Raw genomic sequence first — 14,830 nt, 5'->3', positions numbered from 1 at the left:
CGAATGCATTGGCCGGACGACGCTTTGCTCATCGCGGCGCTGTATGCTCAAAGGTAGTGGAGAAAAGCGTGGCGCTCTATCGTACAAAGGTTCCCTGCAACGGTGTATAGGTGTCATCTACCTATACTTTGGTACCATTCGACGCAACGGAAGCAGGGGTTACGCGGGTATCCCTGCGGGAATACCGCTACTCGCCGCCGGATCGGGCGCGCAACCTGGCAGCACGAAACTCAGCGTCGCACCCTGCCCTTCACGAGCATAAGCACGAATCCTGCCGCCGTGTGATTCGACGATCGATCGGCAAATCGACAAGCCCATGCCCATGCCGTCCTCGCGTGTCGTGAAGAACGGCTGGAACAGGCGCTGCAAGTCGGTTTCGGCAATTCCGGGCCCGCTATCGGCCACGCTCACGCGCGCCTCGCGCACTTCGTTGCCGTCCTGTACGCCGCGTACCTCGCAGGCGGAACGCACCGTCAGCCGGCGTGGCACACCGAGCGTGCCGGCCATTGCCTGGATCGCGTTCATTATCAGGTTGATCACCACCTGCTGCAGTTGCACGCGATCGCCGACGATCGTCAGGCTGCCGGCTGCGAGTTGCAGATCGAGGGTGACGGCATGCACGCCGATCTCGCGCTGCACCAGCACCACCGATTCCTCGATCAATGCATTGAGGTCGAACGGAACACGATTTGGCACGCTCTTCTTCGCCAGCGCGCGGATGCGCTGCACGATCCCGCCTGCGCGTTGCGCGTCGCGCAACATGTTCTGCAGCGCTTCACGTACTTCGCCCATCTGCGGCGGATCGCGTTCCAGCCAGCGCAGGCCGGCTTCGGCGTTAGTCATGATGGCGGCAATCGGCTGGCTGACTTCATGCGCGATCGATGCGCTCAATTCGCCGAGCGTCGTGATGCGCGTGACGTGCGCGAGCTCGGCAAGCGAACGGTGCAACGCATCCTGCACGTTGCGCGCCTCGGTCACGTCCATCAATGCGCCACGATAGCCGTACGCCTCGCCGGTGTCGATTGCATGCGCGACCAGATGCACCTGCCTGACCACGTCGCCGGGCATCTGCAGCCGATATTCGACATCGATGTCGTGCAAGTCGGTCGCCGCCATTTGCAGCAGCGCGGCGACGCGCGCGTGATCGTCGGGATGCACACGGGCGAGCATGCGCTCGAGCGATGGCTCGAGCGACTCCGGATATTCGAAGATCCGGTAAGCCTGCTTCGACCAGAACATGTTGAAGTCCGGCAGCGCAAAGCCGATGCTGCCGGTCTGGCTCAGGGTTTCCGCTTCGGCCAGAAAGGACTCGCTACGCGCCAGCGCTTCGGCCGCACGCCGGCGTTCTTCGATGTCGGCGTTTGCACCATACCAGCGCACGATCTGGCCGTCTTCGCTGGTGAACGGCGCGGCGCGCAGCAGCATCCAGCGATACGAGCCGTCGCCGCGCCGGATGCGCGATTCGTTTTCGAACGCGCCGCCGCTTTCGAGCGCGCGCAACCAGTCGTGCCGCAACTGTGGCAGGTCGTCCGGATGCACGAACTCGAACCAGTTCGAACCGCTCTCGTCGAGCGCAAGGTTCAGCTCCGACCAGCGCTCATTGACGAACATCGTGCCGCCATCGGTCGACGCGATCCATACCATGGCCGGAATCGCGTCGATCGCCGCGCGGATCTCCTGCTGCTGCCGCTCGATCTCGCGCTCCATCCGCTTGCGCTGCGTGATGTCGTTGTTCGTGACCAGCACTGACATCGGCTGGCCCTGGGTGTCGCGCCGCAGCGACCAGCGGCTCGCGACATCCACCTGGCTGCCGTCGCGCCGGGATTGCGTGAGTTCGCCTTCCCAGCGGCCGGTGCGCAGCAGTTGCGCCTCGATCTGCGCGAGCGGCACCGGAAACCTGGTCTGCACCAGGTCGTGCGTCGCGCGGCCAAGCGCTTCTTCGGCCGTGAAACCGTATAGCGCCTGCGCGCCGCGGTTCCAGTAACCGATCACGCGCTGCATGTCGAACGCGACGATCGCGTCGCTGGTCAGGTCGAGCAGCAGCACCTGCTCGCGCAGCACCTCGGTGGCCGCCATGTTCTTCAGCGTCAGAAAACCGGTGATGCCGATCGCCGCGAGACTGACGATGCAGCGCCCGACCGGCGCGGGCAGATAGGTACTGCCGTGCGACATCATGAACGCGGTGACGGTAAGCAGCATCAGCGTGCAGCACAGTGCCAGCACGCTGCGCTGCGAACAGACCGGCGCAGCAACCAGGATAACCACCACGTAGAGCACCGCGACTGCGATATCGAAGGTGGTGAGTGCGTCGACCGCGAAGATCGCCAGCGCGATCGCCAGCGCGCTGCCGATGCGCCATAGGCGCGTCCGGCTGGAGCTCGGCGCGGCCTCAGCCGCGCGCAGATTGGCGGCGCGGGCGCGGCGCTGTGCGCCCCGCGCGCCGCCGGGCGAGGGGCGGTTCGGGAAGGTCTGCGCGGTGGAACTGCCGTGGCTGGGGCCGGGTCCCGCAGCGGACTCTGCGGTCGATTCTATTGCGGCCCCCGCTGTGGGCTCTGCCTCGGCAGGCCCGGGTTGAACCGCAGCCGCCGTACGAGCTTCAGTCGAATCGGCGCCCACGGCGGGGCGGCGGTTCAGATCAGACATATCAGCGCCTTAACTTTATCGGGCATAGCGGCAAAATCGGCTGGAAGTCGCATCGCATGGGCATCCTTTGCTGCGCGTGACGCTCAGAACATGCGAAGATAATGCAGTTGTCAGTTTTCGCCTGTTTCTTTCCCACAACATGCGGCAAGAGCCGCAGACGGGGCGTCCGTGCAGCAACGGCGCCGCGACTTGCCCGATCAATTATGGACCATGTCCCGTACGATTCCGGCCGTGACGATGAACCTGTCGTCTTCGTCGTCGACGACGACGATTCGTTTCGCAACGCCCTGGTGAATCTGCTGCGCTCGGTCGGCATGCAAGTCGAGGCCTTCGCATCGGCCCAGGGCCTGATGACCGCCCAATGGCCCGAGGCACCCGCGTGTATCGTGCTCGACGTGCGCCTGAAAGCGGACAGCGGGCTCGCGGTGCAGAACGAGCTGGCACGCGCCGGCGTCGAACTGCCGATCATCTTTATGACCGGCTACGGCGACATCCCGATGACGGTTCAGGCCATGAAAGCCGGCGCCGTCGATTTCCTCACCAAACCGTTTCGCGACCAGGATCTGCTCGATGCGGTCACGCGCGCGGTGAACGGCGACCGCACACGCCGTGAAGCGCAGAAGTCGCTATTACAACTCAAGCAACGCTTCCAGACACTGTCGTCGCGCGAGCAGCAGGTGATGACGCTGGTCGCCAAAGGCCTGCTCAACAAGCAGATCGCAGCGGAACTGGGCTTGAGCGAAATCACCGTCAAGGTCCATCGCGGCCAGGCGATGAAAAAGATGGGCGCGCGCACGCTTGCCGATCTGCTGCATCAGGCGGTGATGTTGAAAATCCGCGAAGAGCACGCGTAACGCGCCGCGCTGCGGCGCACGCACGCTGCCCGTTCCTTATACCTATATATAGTTGTGAACTCGGGTGCCTCCGGTAACCTGTGATCAACCGTTGCCTCTGCAACGGCTTTATTTTGTGATCCAGGTTCGCAATGCCGAGTTTGCTTCCCTTTCAGGTCGTGTCGATCATCGACGACGACGAGTCGGTACGCCTCGCCACCGCTAACCTTCTCCGGTCCTTCGGCGTGCAAAGCTGCACTTTCATCTCAGTGGAAGCGTTTCTTGCGTCCGAATACATCGACCGCACCGCCTGCGTGATCTCCGACATGCAGTTGCCCGGCATGAACGGTGTCGAACTGCAAGCCACCTTACGCGAGATGCAGCGGCCGATCCCGATGGTGTTCATCACCGCGTTTCCAGACCACGCGTTGCGCAGCGTCGCGCGGGCGAATGGCGCCACGTGCTTTCTGACCAAGCCGGTCGACGGCAACACGATTCTCTCCTGCATCGATCGCGCAATCCGCGGCAGTGCGTGCGACGAGTGCGCGCCGGAAGAGCACGAGTAGCCGCACCGTGTTACGCGGCGCCGCATGCCGTGTAATGTGAAGCGGCCGCTATACATTCGTATAAACGTAAGCGTTCGCGATCGGGCAAACAAGCTCGCGTGTCTCGCATGCGTTTGTCGAGGCGCCCTGGCCGCCCGGGATATAACGTGTGTGCGTCATTCTCAAATCCGCATGAGGCTTGTTCGATATCTGCGGCGCGCCATCGATACCGGCGCGGCCGCGCAATCGGCCTTCACTGAAATTCATCAGTTATCCGTGCGATTTCGATACGCCGACGTAGGCTTGCGATTCGGTTAGACTGGCAGCCATTTCAATCCGGCTCGACAACCACAAACCGCCGTGGACAGAACCCGTGCGTTGACCCTCTTTCTCGCGGTGGCGCGTGCGGGAAGCTTCAGCCGCGCCGCCATCGAGGCGGGCCTCACGCCGCAGGCGATGAGCAAATCGGTGCGCCAGCTCGAAGCGCACCTGAACGTGCGACTGCTGCATCGCACGACGCGCAAGCTCAGCATGACCGACGAGGGCAAGCGTCTGTTCGAGCTGGCCGACCCCGGCATGCGTATGCTCGACGATGCGCTTGAACAGGTCCACGCGAGCCGCGAGGAAGCGGGTGGCCTGATACGTGTGGTCGCGCCGCCATCGCTCGGCGCGAAGTTACTGGTGCCGCTGATTCGCGCATTCCAGCAGCAGCATCCGTCGGCGCGTTTCGACGTGCTGCTTGAAGACCGCAATACGGATCTCGTCGAAGCGCGCATCGACGTCGGCTTTCGGGTAGGCACGTCTGCCGAACGCAATGTGGTTGCGCGTCGGCTGCGCGACGTGCAACTCGTGATCTGTGCCGCGCCCGCCTACCTCGCCGAGCATGGCGAACCGGCCACCCTCGCACAATTGCTCAAGCACCGTTGCACCGGCTTTCGCCACCCGAATACCGGCAAGACGGTGCCGTGGGAGTTCGCGAAGGACGGCACGATCGTCTATCAGGAAGTGCCCGCGGTCGCGACCTTCAACGACGTGAACACCGAAATCGAAGCGGTACGCCGCGGCATCGGCATCGGGCAATTGCAGGCTTACATGATCCAGCAGGAACTCGACGACGGCAGCTTGATTGGGTTGTTACCGCAACTATCGAGCGCGCGGCTCAGCGTGTTCATGTACTACCCGCAGCGCACACAGATGCCGTCGCGCGTGCGGCGCTTCGTCGATTTCGTGGTTGAAGCGAACCGGCGCGGTGCGTGAAAATCGCATGCCATCTGGCTGCTTGCACATGATTCCACTGCCGGGTTATTATTGAGCCCGCACTCATTAATACCCTGCCCAACTCGTCCATGGCCCGTCCACGCAGCGAAGACAAACGCAACGCCATTCTTGCCGCCGCGCTCGAAGTGATCGCCGAGCAAGGCGTGGCGGCGCCTACCGCGCGCATCGCGAAGCTCGCGGGGGTCGCGGAAGGCACGCTGTTCACATACTTCGACACCAAAGACGAATTGCTCAACCAGTTGTACCTCGAGATCAAGGGCGAATTGCGCGAGGTGATGATGGCGCAGTATCCGAAGGCCGGCACGCTGCAGGCGCGCGCGCGCCACGTGTGGATGAAATATGTCGACTGGGGCGTCGCGCAGCCCGCGAAGCGCCGCGCGATGGTCCAGCTCGGGGTATCCGAGCGCGTCTCCGAACAGGCGAAGCACGCGGGCATGCAAGCCTTCGCGGACGTCAATCTGCTGGTGCAGGAAAGCATTGCGAAAGGCGTGCTGCGCGATCATCCACCGGCCTTCGTATCGGCGATCATGGGCGCACTCGCGGAAACGACGATGGACTTCATGATGCGCGACCCGGGCCATGCGGACCGTTACCGCAGCGCGGGCTTCGACGCATTCTGGAACGCGATCTCCAAAGCGTGATGATGGAATCGCGCTTTTTTTCGACGCTTTAAATGAGTGAGTACACATTCATAACGTACTAAAACAGGAGTTTCTGCAATGGCTAAAGTCTGGCTGGTTACTGGCAGTGCGCGTGGTCTCGGGCGCGCGATCGTCGAAGCGGCGCTCGCCGCTGGGGAACAGGTCGTGGCCGGCGCGCGCGATCCGGGCGCGCTTGTCGAACTGAGCGCGCAGTACGGCAAACAACTGCGCACCGTCTCGCTCGACGTGACAGATGCCGACGCGGCACAACGTGCAGTGCAGGTTGCACTCGATTCATTCGGCAAACTGGACGTGGTTGTCAATAATGCGGGGTACGGCCACATCGCGCCGTTCGAGCAAACCTCCGAGGACGATTTCCGCGAGCAGATCGACACCAATTTCTACGGCGTCGTCAATGTGACGCGCGCGGCGCTACCGGTACTACGCCGGCAGCGCGCAGGGCACATTTTCCAGATTTCGTCGGTCGGCGGACGCATCGGTACCGCTGGGCTCGCCGCCTACCAGGCAGCGAAGTGGGCGGTCGGTGGCTTCACCGAGGTGTTGCGCGACGAGCTTGCGCCGTTCGGCGTGCACATCACAGCGCTCGAGCCCGGCGGCATGAAGACCGGTTGGGGTCACGAAGCCGGCCGCGCGGTACCGGAATTGCTCGCAGACTATGAACCGTCGGTCGGCGCGCTGCTGCAGTTGCTGAAGCAACATGTCGGCCAGGAAACCAGCGACCCGGCGAAAGTCGCGAAATTGATCGTGCGGCTCGCCTATCACGATGCGTTGCCGCCGCATCTGCTGCTCGGTGCCGATGCACTGCATTACTGCGGCGCGGTGGAAAATGTGCGCAGCGAGCAGGCACAGCGCTGGCGCGAGGTCAGCCTGTCGACCGGCTTTGCGTCCGATGCGGCAGAACCCGCATTGCCGGCGCACCCGTAACCCGCTGAAGCAACGAGGAGGAACACCATGCGTATCCTGATGTTCGGCGCGACCGGGATGGTCGGCCAGGGCGTCCTGCGCGAATGCCTGCGCGCACCGGACGTCGAATACGTGCAGACGGTCGGGCGCACGCCGAGTGGCCAGCTCGATCCGCGTCTGTACGAAGTGATGCATCGCGACTTCAACGACTACCGGTCGATCGAAGGCTCGCTGATGGGCTTCGATGCGTGCTTCTTTTGTCTCGGCGTGTCGTCGGCGGGAATGCGCGAAGCGGACTATACGCGGCTCACGTACGACGCGACGCTCGCCGCCGCGCAAACGCTCGCGCGCCTTAATCCGCGTATGACGTTCATCTATGTGAGCGGCGCCGGCACCGACAGCACCGAACAGGACTCGACGATGTGGGCGCGTGTGAAGGGACGCACTGAGAATGCGCTGCGGCGTCTGCCGTTCAAGGCGGTGTATCTGTTCCGGCCGGGCGTGATCCAGCCGCTCCATGGCGCGCGCTCGAAGACGCGTGCGTATCGCGTGTTCTACGCGCTCGCCAAGCCGCTGCTGACGCCGCTGCGCCTGCTGCTGCCGAACCACGTGCTATCGACCGAGGATATCGGTATCGCGATGCTGGCGCTGGCGCGTGAAGGGATCGATCGGGCGGTGCTCGAGACGCACGATATTCGTGCGGTGTGTCGCGCGGCAGCGCATCGGACGGCAGCGCTTGCGTGAGCGGTGAGCGGTGAGCGGTGAGCGGTGAGCGGTCGGCGGTCGGCGGTCGGCGGTCGGCGGTCGGCGGTCGGCGACGTTAGCCCTTGACTCAGTAGCCGTGCCGCAAGCTGCCGTCACCGCGCACAACACGGTGCTACCATCGCCAGACATCGACCGCCGCCCAGGTTCGATGCACCTCCGCCCAACTCGCCCAACTCCGCGATGCCCGTTCACGAAGCCCCGTTCGCGCCGCACGAACCGATTGAAGCGCGCGTGTTCCGCGCCGATCAACTGTCGATCGGTCTCACATTGCCGCTGCTGCCCGCTGGGCAAATCGTCGCGGACTTCAACGAACAGATCGAGCTCGCACGCCATGCCGATTCGCTTGGCTTTCGCGCGCTGTGGGTTCGCGACGTGCCGCTCAACAGCGCCGACTATCCCGATCCGGTTGGACATCTCGACCCGTGGGTACTGCTCGGCGCGCTCGCAACGCACACGCGGCAGATCGCGCTGATAAGCGGCGCGATCGTGCTGACGTTGCGGCATCCGCTGCATATCGCCAAGGCGGCGATCTCGGTACAGACACTATCGCGCGGCCGCTTCATTCTCGGCCTCGGCTCGGGCGACCGGCCGCCCGAATACGCAGCGTTCGGCGCAGACGGCGACGCTCGTCGCGAGTTGTATCGGCGCCACTGGGAAACGGTAGCCGCCGCGCTCGCGCCGCAGCCGCGCGTGATTCCGGATGAAGCGCCAGACGGCGCGCCGGAGTTTTCGCTGTTGCCGCAGCCGCCGCTTCCAGTGCCGATGCTGGCGGTCGGCTCAGGCGGTCAAAGCGTCGACTGGATCGCGCGTCATGCGCTCGGCTGGATGACCTACCACCGCGAGCCGGACGCACAGCAGGCGCGGCACAGCATGTGGCGCGCGGCCGTCGGGCGCGCTGCGCCGGGCGCGTTTCGCGCATTCGGCGCGGCACTACGGCTCGAGCTAGGTGCCGATCCGGACGAACCCGCGACGCCCGTCACGCTCGGCTACCGGACCGGACGGCACGCACTCATCGCGCTGCTGCAGGCGATGCGCGAGCAAGGCATGCATCACGTGTCGTTCAATTTGCCGGCATCGGAGCGTGCGCCACGCGAGGCGATCGAAGAACTCGCGCGATACGTGCTGCCGGAATTTCATCGCGACGCGTGATCGATATCGACGCGCCACAAACGCACCAGCGGCCCATCGTGCCCGCCCAACGGATCCGACGCAGGAAACCCCACCTGCCGCATTTTCTGCAACCCTTCGGCCGATAAGCTGACGCGGCTGATGCCGGTGTCCTGATCCGGCGGATACGCACCCACCACCAGAAAATCCGCGGTCGCTTCCAGCTTGCAATGACCGGTGCCCGCCGGCAGCACGACGACGTCGCCTGCCTGCACGGTCACTTCGCGGCCAACCGGCACGGGACCGCCGAGCACGAGTCGCGCGCTGCCACTGGCGAAGCCAAGCACTTCATGCGTAGCTGGATGGAAGTGATGAAAGCTGTAGACGCCATTGCGCCACAGCGGCGGCCAGCCGTTGCGCGAGAACGCTGCTTCGAAACGCGCTGCGGGGTCACGCGCATCGAGCGGCACAGCCGCGCGATAGATCAGCACGGGCAAGCGCGGGTTGTTCGGAATCCAGCCGTTGGGTGCGAAGCTAAGGGTTTCGGGCTGTACCGGTGCATGACCGGTTGCCGCAGCGTCCACAGCTTCGCTGAATGCCGCTGGTAGCAATCCGCCTGCGGCACCTGCCGCACTGACGTGTCGGCGCTTGCTGTCCGTCATCGAAGTTCTCCGTGCTCGCTCGGGTTGGTTCAGCTTAGACGAAATCAATCGCGCGCATATGGCAGCGCGGCAGTGCATCGGCACGTGCATTCGCTCACGCTCGCGGTGCACGATCAGGCAAACGAATACGCCCTTACAGTGCATCGCTCGTGCCCAAGGCTTGCGGCCGCCAGACCAGACCACGCCCCGCAGAAACACTCGCAGACCGGCACGCATCATGCTTGAAGAAAATGATTCAAGTCGCTTGAACTGCGTTCACTATGCTTAATTCGCGCCCCATTCGAGACACGTGCGAGTTACGTCGAGCAAACCATCACCTGTCGATCCAACCCTTTCCTTCGCGCCGCATGGAAACACGATGACCGCCACCCCCGCCCCCACCACCGACGCCCTAAGCGCCGCCCACCACGTCGACCCCACCCGCCTGCTCCAGTCCATCGCCGCGCTCGCCACCATCGGCGCGCGCAGCGACGGCGGTGTTGACCGCCCCACGCTATCCGCACTCGATCTCGAAGCGCGGCGCGGCCTGATCGAGCGCGCCCACGCGCTTGGCTGCACCGTCGAAACCGACGCCTGCGCCAACCTGTTCTTCCGTCGCGCCGGCCGCGAAGACCTGCCACCTGTTCTGACCGGCAGCCACATCGACACCCAGCCGACCGGCGGCCGCCTCGACGGTGCGTACGGGGTGCTGGCCGGCTTCGAATGCCTCGCGGCACTCGCCGCGGCAGACATCGTTACGCGCCGGCCGCTCGAAGTGGTGATCTGGACCAACGAGGAAGGCTCGCGCTTCCAGCCCGGCGCGATGGGTTCGAGCAGCTTCGTCGAACCAGAGCGGCTGGCGGCCTATCGCGCCGTAGCGGATGCCGCCGGCACCACCGTCGGCGCCGCTCTCGACGCGCATCGCAGCGCGTTCCCCGCGCTCGCGACGCGCGCCCCCGCCGCTGCGCATGCCTTCATCGAACTGCATATCGAACAGGGCCCACTGCTCGAACTGTCCGCCACACCGCTTGGCGTGGTGACCGGCATCCAGGGTGTGCGCTGGCACTCGGTGCGCTGCGACGGCGCAGCCGCCCACGCGGGCACTACGCCGATGCACGCACGCCGCGATGCGATGACGCTAGCCGTCAACGTGCGCGCACAGATCGAAGCCTTCGCGCTGGAACTCGGCGGCGACGCGGCGCGCATCACGTTCGGCAGCTGGAGCATCGCGCCGAACTCGATCAATACGATTCCATCGCGCGTGATCTTCACAGTCGATTTCCGTCATCCCGATCCCGCGGTGCTCGCGCGCTTCGATGCGGCGCTTGCCGAATGCATCGCCAGCCACGGCGCCGCGGTGCAGATCGAAGCACTGTTTTCGCACGCGCCGGTGCAATTCGCCGAGCGCGCCGTCGCGCACGTCCGCGCGGCCTGCAACGCACTCGAAGCGCGCTCGCAGCCGATCGTGTCCGGCGCCTTCCACGACGCGCTGCATCTGGCGAAGCAGTGCCCTACCGCCATGTTGTTCGTGCCGAGCCGCGGCGGCATCAGCCACAACCCGGCGGAAGCCACCGACGACGATCATCTCGTACTGGGCACGCGCGCGCTCGCGCATTGCCTCGTCGAGCTTTGCAACGAAACGCCCTGAGCTCGCCAGGCCAGGACCCAGACTAACAACGCCTCTCCGACCCATCAAGGAACCACCGATGAACACCCCTCACGCGCATTCTCACACGCACGACGACAACGGCACCGCACACGGCGAAAACGCGACGCTGCACGAACCGATCTCGGCCGACGGCACGCCCGAACTGGGCCATACCTATACGGTGCCGGCGCGTTGCGGCCGCGCGGTCCGCCTGCAGGCCGGCCAGACCATTCGCATCGCGAACCCGCACGGCACGCAGGTCTGCGATACGTGGATCTTCAATGCGGAGCACCTGAGCGAATTTCTGTCGTTCGAGCACACGCGCGCGTTTATCGACAAGCTGATTCCGCAGGTCGGCGACCCGCTGATGACCAACCAGCGCCGCCCGATCGCGGAACTGGTGGCAGACACCTCGCCCGGCGTGCACGACACGCTGATCGCGGCGTGCGATCTGTTCCGCTACAAGACGCTCGGCGTGACGGGTTATCACGACAACTGCGCGGACAATATGCGGCTCGCGCTGAAGGCGATCGGTTTGCGCGCACGCGAAGTGCCGCAGCCGTTCAACCTGTGGATGAACATTCCGGTGAAGCCCGACTACTCGATCGAATGGCTCGCGCCGGTTTCCAAGGCAGGCGATCACGTCGACATCAAGGCGACGATGGATTGCGTGGTGGTGCTGTCTGCGTGCCCGCAGGACATCGTACCGATCAACGCACTGAACCCGCTCGAAGTCGAGTTCACGGTATTGGCCTAAGCGTGCAGCAACGCGACGGTGGTGATGGTGGCGATATAAAGCTTTTTCGGAACGTGCCAATCAGACATGAGTAAAAACAAAACCGCACCGCTTGCCACCGCAGCAACGGCCGCGCCGGTACCGGTGCGTGCCGCGCGCACCCCACGCGCGCGCCCGAAGGCAGCCACAAACGGCAGCGCAGCTGCACCGGCGCGCGCAGCACCCACGCCTGTGTCCGCATCGCCTGCGCCATCGCGGCACACCACGTCCACGAACCCCGCCGATGCACTGGGCGTGCGCCTCAAACACGCGCGCATGGTGCGCAAGCTGACGCTAAAGGCGCTAGCCGACACCGTCGGCTGCTCGGAAAGCCTGCTGTCGAAACTCGAACGGGGCCACGCGAGCCCCTCGCTTGCGACGCTGCACAAGATCGCGCAAGCACTCGATACGCACATCGGCGCCCTGGTTGCCGGGCCCGCGGTCAACACGTCGCCCGTGCAGCGCGCGGAGCAGCGGCCAGCCGCCAGTTTTCCGTCGGCGGACCCGCGTGCGGCGATTCTGCTCGAGCGCGTGATCGTGCCGGCGCCCGGCCAGCTTCTGCAAAGCGATATCCACGTGATCGAGCCGAACGCGAACAGCGACGAGCAGATCAGCCACGCCGGCGAAGAGCTCGGCTATGTGATCGAAGGCGAACTGGAATTGACGCTCGACAACCGGCTCTACCGGTTGAAAAGCGGCGACACGTTCTATTTCCCGAGCACCGTGCCGCATAGTTATCGCAACCCGGGCACGACCGCCGCGCGCGTGTTGTGGGTCAACACACCGCCGACGTTCTAAGCCGAGGTTCTAACGCAGCCTCAGCCGCAGTCGCGCGCAATCAGCCGCGTACCGCGGCAAGCCCGACGCCCACCCCCCACTCACTCCTGCGGCAACCGGAACGGCACCACGCTGTCCTCGTTATTCGCCTCGACGAGCCGGATCATCTGCAGCATGAACAGGTCGCGCTCCGCCGGCGGCAGATGTTCGATCGTGCGGTCGTGCGCGCGCTGCACCGCGGGCGCCATCTTCAGCACCAGCCGCTTGCCTTGGCGCGTCAGCTTGACGAGCTTCACGCGCTTGTCGTATTCCGCCTGGCGGCGGTCGATCAAACCGCGCGCCTGCAGCCGCGGCATCACTTCGGCCACACTCGAGCGTTCCAGCCCGACTTCCAGCGCGAGGGTGTTCTGATCGAGTTCGCCCATTGCGTCGAGCGCGGTCAGCAAGCTGTATTGCACCGGCGTGATGCTGAATTCGGCGGTTTCCTCGGCGAACAGAAAACCGTGGATCTGATGCATGCGGCGGATCAGAAAGCCCGGCCGGTTGAACAGCGGCGAGCGCGCCTGGCACGCCTCGAGTTCTTCGCGCACCGAGCGGGTGGCGGTTTCGTCGTTGATCGTAGTCGACATCGGGTTCATTCCATCGATACGCGCGGCAGCCGCGAGGCCGCTCCCGCAATGACCTGCATTCTAATTCGAAGCGTGCACCGGGACCAACATCGGGGTACACCACGCAATTCACCATAATCATGCGCAACGCCTTGATACGGTGCGTCGCACTGCCGTGCACGCCTTGATGCTGTGCATGGCGGTCACGCCGCAGGCTGCCGGCGCGGACCGCCGCAAGCCAGCGCAAAGCTCATGCCGACGCGCCCCGGCCGCGCATCGCCAGCGCTCGCGCACCAGCCCACGCACGACCGGCACACTATTTGCGGTACACCACGCATTTTCCACTCGTGCCCTTGAGCCCGTTACCGCATATGACCCAGGTTCTACTGAAAGGCGGCCACGTCATCGATCCCGCAGCCGGCCTCGATGCGACGCTCGACATTCTCGTCGAAGACCAACGTATCGCCGCCATCGGCCCGGACCTGGGCGCCAGCGCCCCCGGCGCCGAGACGATCGACTGCCGCGGGCGGCTCGTGCTGCCCGGCCTGATCGACACGCACGCCCACGTGTACCAGTACGTGACCGGCCGCTTCGGCCTGAACGCCGATATGTGCGGCGTACGCTCCGGCGTCACGACGCTGGTGGACCAGGGCGGTGCGAGCTGCATCACGATTCCGGGCTTTCGCCATTTCGTTGCCGAGCCGGCCGCCACGCGCGTGCTGTCGTTTATCTCCGCGTATATCGTCGGCGGCCTCGAAGGCCACTACTACCCCGACCTGTATCGCCCCGAGTGTCTCGATGCGGCCGCCACGGTGAAATCCGCGGCCGCCAACGCCGACCTCGTGCGCGGCGTGAAAGCGCATGCCGAGATCGGCGGCTTCGCGCGCTGGGGCCTCTCCGTGATGAAGATCGCGTCGCAGATCGGCCGCGACGCGCAGTTGCCGGTGTACATCCACTTCGGTCAGCTGTGGCCGAAGCCGGAGAGCGGCGGCCTGCCGGTCAATCCGGATTCGATCTTCAACCAGGTGGTCGATACGCTAAAGCCCGGCGACATCCTCGCGCATCCGTTCAGCCGCCATCCGGGCGGCTTCGTCGAAGAAAACGGCAAGCTGCATCCGCTGGTGCCGGAAGCGATTGCGCGCGGCCTGAAGATCGATGTCGGCCACGGTTCGCATTTCAGCTTCAAGACCGCGCGCATCGTGCTCGACGCGGGCGTGATGCCCGATACGCTCGGCGCCGACATGCACGGCTACAACACGCACGTGCCCGCCCCTGCCGGCACGCCTGACAGCCATCCGGACGAAGAGCACTCGTTCCTCGGCCGCACGCAGTTCAGCCTCGTCAGCGCGATGACCAGCATGCTCGCGCTCGGCCTGCCGCTCGCGCAGGTCGTGCGGATGACCACGTCCAACGCGGCAAAGATGATCGGCATGGAAGGCGAACTCGGCACGCTGAAAGTAGGCGGCGTGGCCGATATCAGCGTGCTCGAAGATCGCCGCGGCCGCTGGGTACTCGAAGACAACGAAGGCACCCAGCTCGTGACCGACCGGATGCTGACGCCGCTGCTGTGCCTGCGCGATGGCGTGCGCTACGAAGCCGATGCGCCGAGCCTGCCGCTCGCGCGCGCCGCCTGAGCGGTACCGAG

14 protein-coding genes are annotated in these 14,830 nt (G+C 64.9%); 11 read left to right on the top strand and 3 right to left on the bottom strand.

The features are described from left to right. Positions 1-159: 159 nt before the first annotated feature. The gene (locus tag ACYVNQ_RS21730) at positions 160-2,643 is read right to left on the bottom strand and encodes a PAS domain-containing sensor histidine kinase (RefSeq protein ID WP_460904653.1); all 2,484 of its coding nucleotides are present in this window, start codon (positions 2,641-2,643) and stop codon (positions 160-162) included. Positions 2,644-2,846: 203 nt separating this feature from the next. Here ACYVNQ_RS21730 and ACYVNQ_RS21725 point away from each other — a divergent pair, with 203 nt between their 5' ends. The 7 genes from ACYVNQ_RS21725 (at position 2,847) to ACYVNQ_RS21695 (ending at position 8,778) form a co-directional block, all read left to right on the top strand. Continuing rightward, positions 2,847-3,497, top strand: coding sequence for a response regulator transcription factor (locus ACYVNQ_RS21725; protein WP_460904652.1), 651 nt, complete (start codon positions 2,847-2,849; stop codon positions 3,495-3,497). 131 nt (positions 3,498-3,628) lie between these two features. Then, positions 3,629-4,042, top strand: coding sequence for a response regulator transcription factor (locus ACYVNQ_RS21720; protein WP_460904650.1), 414 nt, complete (start codon positions 3,629-3,631; stop codon positions 4,040-4,042). 339 nt (positions 4,043-4,381) lie between these two features. Beyond that, on the top strand, positions 4,382-5,278 hold the full coding sequence (locus tag ACYVNQ_RS21715; RefSeq protein WP_460904649.1) for a LysR family transcriptional regulator: 897 nt from the start codon (positions 4,382-4,384) through the stop codon (positions 5,276-5,278). Between the two features lie 89 nt (positions 5,279-5,367). Then, positions 5,368-5,940, top strand: coding sequence for a TetR/AcrR family transcriptional regulator (locus ACYVNQ_RS21710; RefSeq protein ID WP_460904648.1), 573 nt, complete (start codon positions 5,368-5,370; stop codon positions 5,938-5,940). A gap of 78 nt (positions 5,941-6,018) precedes the next feature. Further along, positions 6,019-6,885 carry an SDR family NAD(P)-dependent oxidoreductase gene (locus tag ACYVNQ_RS21705; RefSeq protein ID WP_460904647.1) on the top strand — a complete coding sequence of 289 codons (867 nt, stop codon included), beginning with the start codon at positions 6,019-6,021 and terminating at the stop codon, positions 6,883-6,885. Between the two features lie 27 nt (positions 6,886-6,912). Continuing rightward, complete coding sequence (locus ACYVNQ_RS21700; RefSeq protein ID WP_460904646.1) at positions 6,913-7,608, top strand: Rossmann-fold NAD(P)-binding domain-containing protein; 696 nt, start codon at positions 6,913-6,915, stop codon at positions 7,606-7,608. A 201-nt stretch (positions 7,609-7,809) separates the two neighbouring features. Further along, positions 7,810-8,778: a TIGR03571 family LLM class oxidoreductase gene (locus ACYVNQ_RS21695; protein WP_460904645.1), complete on the top strand. Its 969-nt coding sequence runs from the start codon at positions 7,810-7,812 to the stop codon at positions 8,776-8,778. Here ACYVNQ_RS21695 and ACYVNQ_RS21690 read toward each other — a convergent pair. After that, entirely contained in the window at positions 8,763-9,398 is a 636-nt protein-coding gene (locus ACYVNQ_RS21690; protein WP_460904644.1) for a cupin domain-containing protein, read from the bottom strand. The genes ACYVNQ_RS21695 and ACYVNQ_RS21690 overlap by 16 nt on opposite strands. Before the next feature lie 358 nt (positions 9,399-9,756). On the opposite strand from ACYVNQ_RS21690, the gene ACYVNQ_RS21685 reads away from it, so the two are divergent. The 3 genes from ACYVNQ_RS21685 (at position 9,757) to ACYVNQ_RS21675 (ending at position 12,598) form a co-directional block, all read left to right on the top strand. Further along, positions 9,757-11,025, top strand: coding sequence for a M20 family metallo-hydrolase (locus ACYVNQ_RS21685; protein ID WP_460904643.1), 1,269 nt, complete (start codon positions 9,757-9,759; stop codon positions 11,023-11,025). A gap of 58 nt (positions 11,026-11,083) precedes the next feature. Continuing rightward, the gene (locus tag ACYVNQ_RS21680) at positions 11,084-11,782 is read left to right on the top strand and encodes a DUF1989 domain-containing protein (protein ID WP_460904641.1); all 699 of its coding nucleotides are present in this window, start codon (positions 11,084-11,086) and stop codon (positions 11,780-11,782) included. Between the two features lie 66 nt (positions 11,783-11,848). After that, complete coding sequence (locus ACYVNQ_RS21675; protein WP_460904640.1) at positions 11,849-12,598, top strand: helix-turn-helix domain-containing protein; 750 nt, start codon at positions 11,849-11,851, stop codon at positions 12,596-12,598. A gap of 80 nt (positions 12,599-12,678) precedes the next feature. Here the strand turns inward: ACYVNQ_RS21675 and ACYVNQ_RS21670 are convergent, their stop codons facing one another. Continuing rightward, a complete protein-coding gene (locus tag ACYVNQ_RS21670; protein WP_460904639.1) occupies positions 12,679-13,206 on the bottom strand; it encodes a MarR family winged helix-turn-helix transcriptional regulator in 528 nt (175 codons plus the stop codon). A 350-nt stretch (positions 13,207-13,556) separates the two neighbouring features. On the opposite strand from ACYVNQ_RS21670, the gene ACYVNQ_RS21665 reads away from it, so the two are divergent. Then, positions 13,557-14,819, top strand: coding sequence for an amidohydrolase/deacetylase family metallohydrolase (locus ACYVNQ_RS21665; protein ID WP_460904637.1), 1,263 nt, complete (start codon positions 13,557-13,559; stop codon positions 14,817-14,819). Positions 14,820-14,830 lie beyond the last annotated feature (11 nt).

This window comes from Paraburkholderia jirisanensis (assembly GCF_054782355.1).
This window is presented reverse-complemented; position numbering and strand designations above follow the sequence as displayed.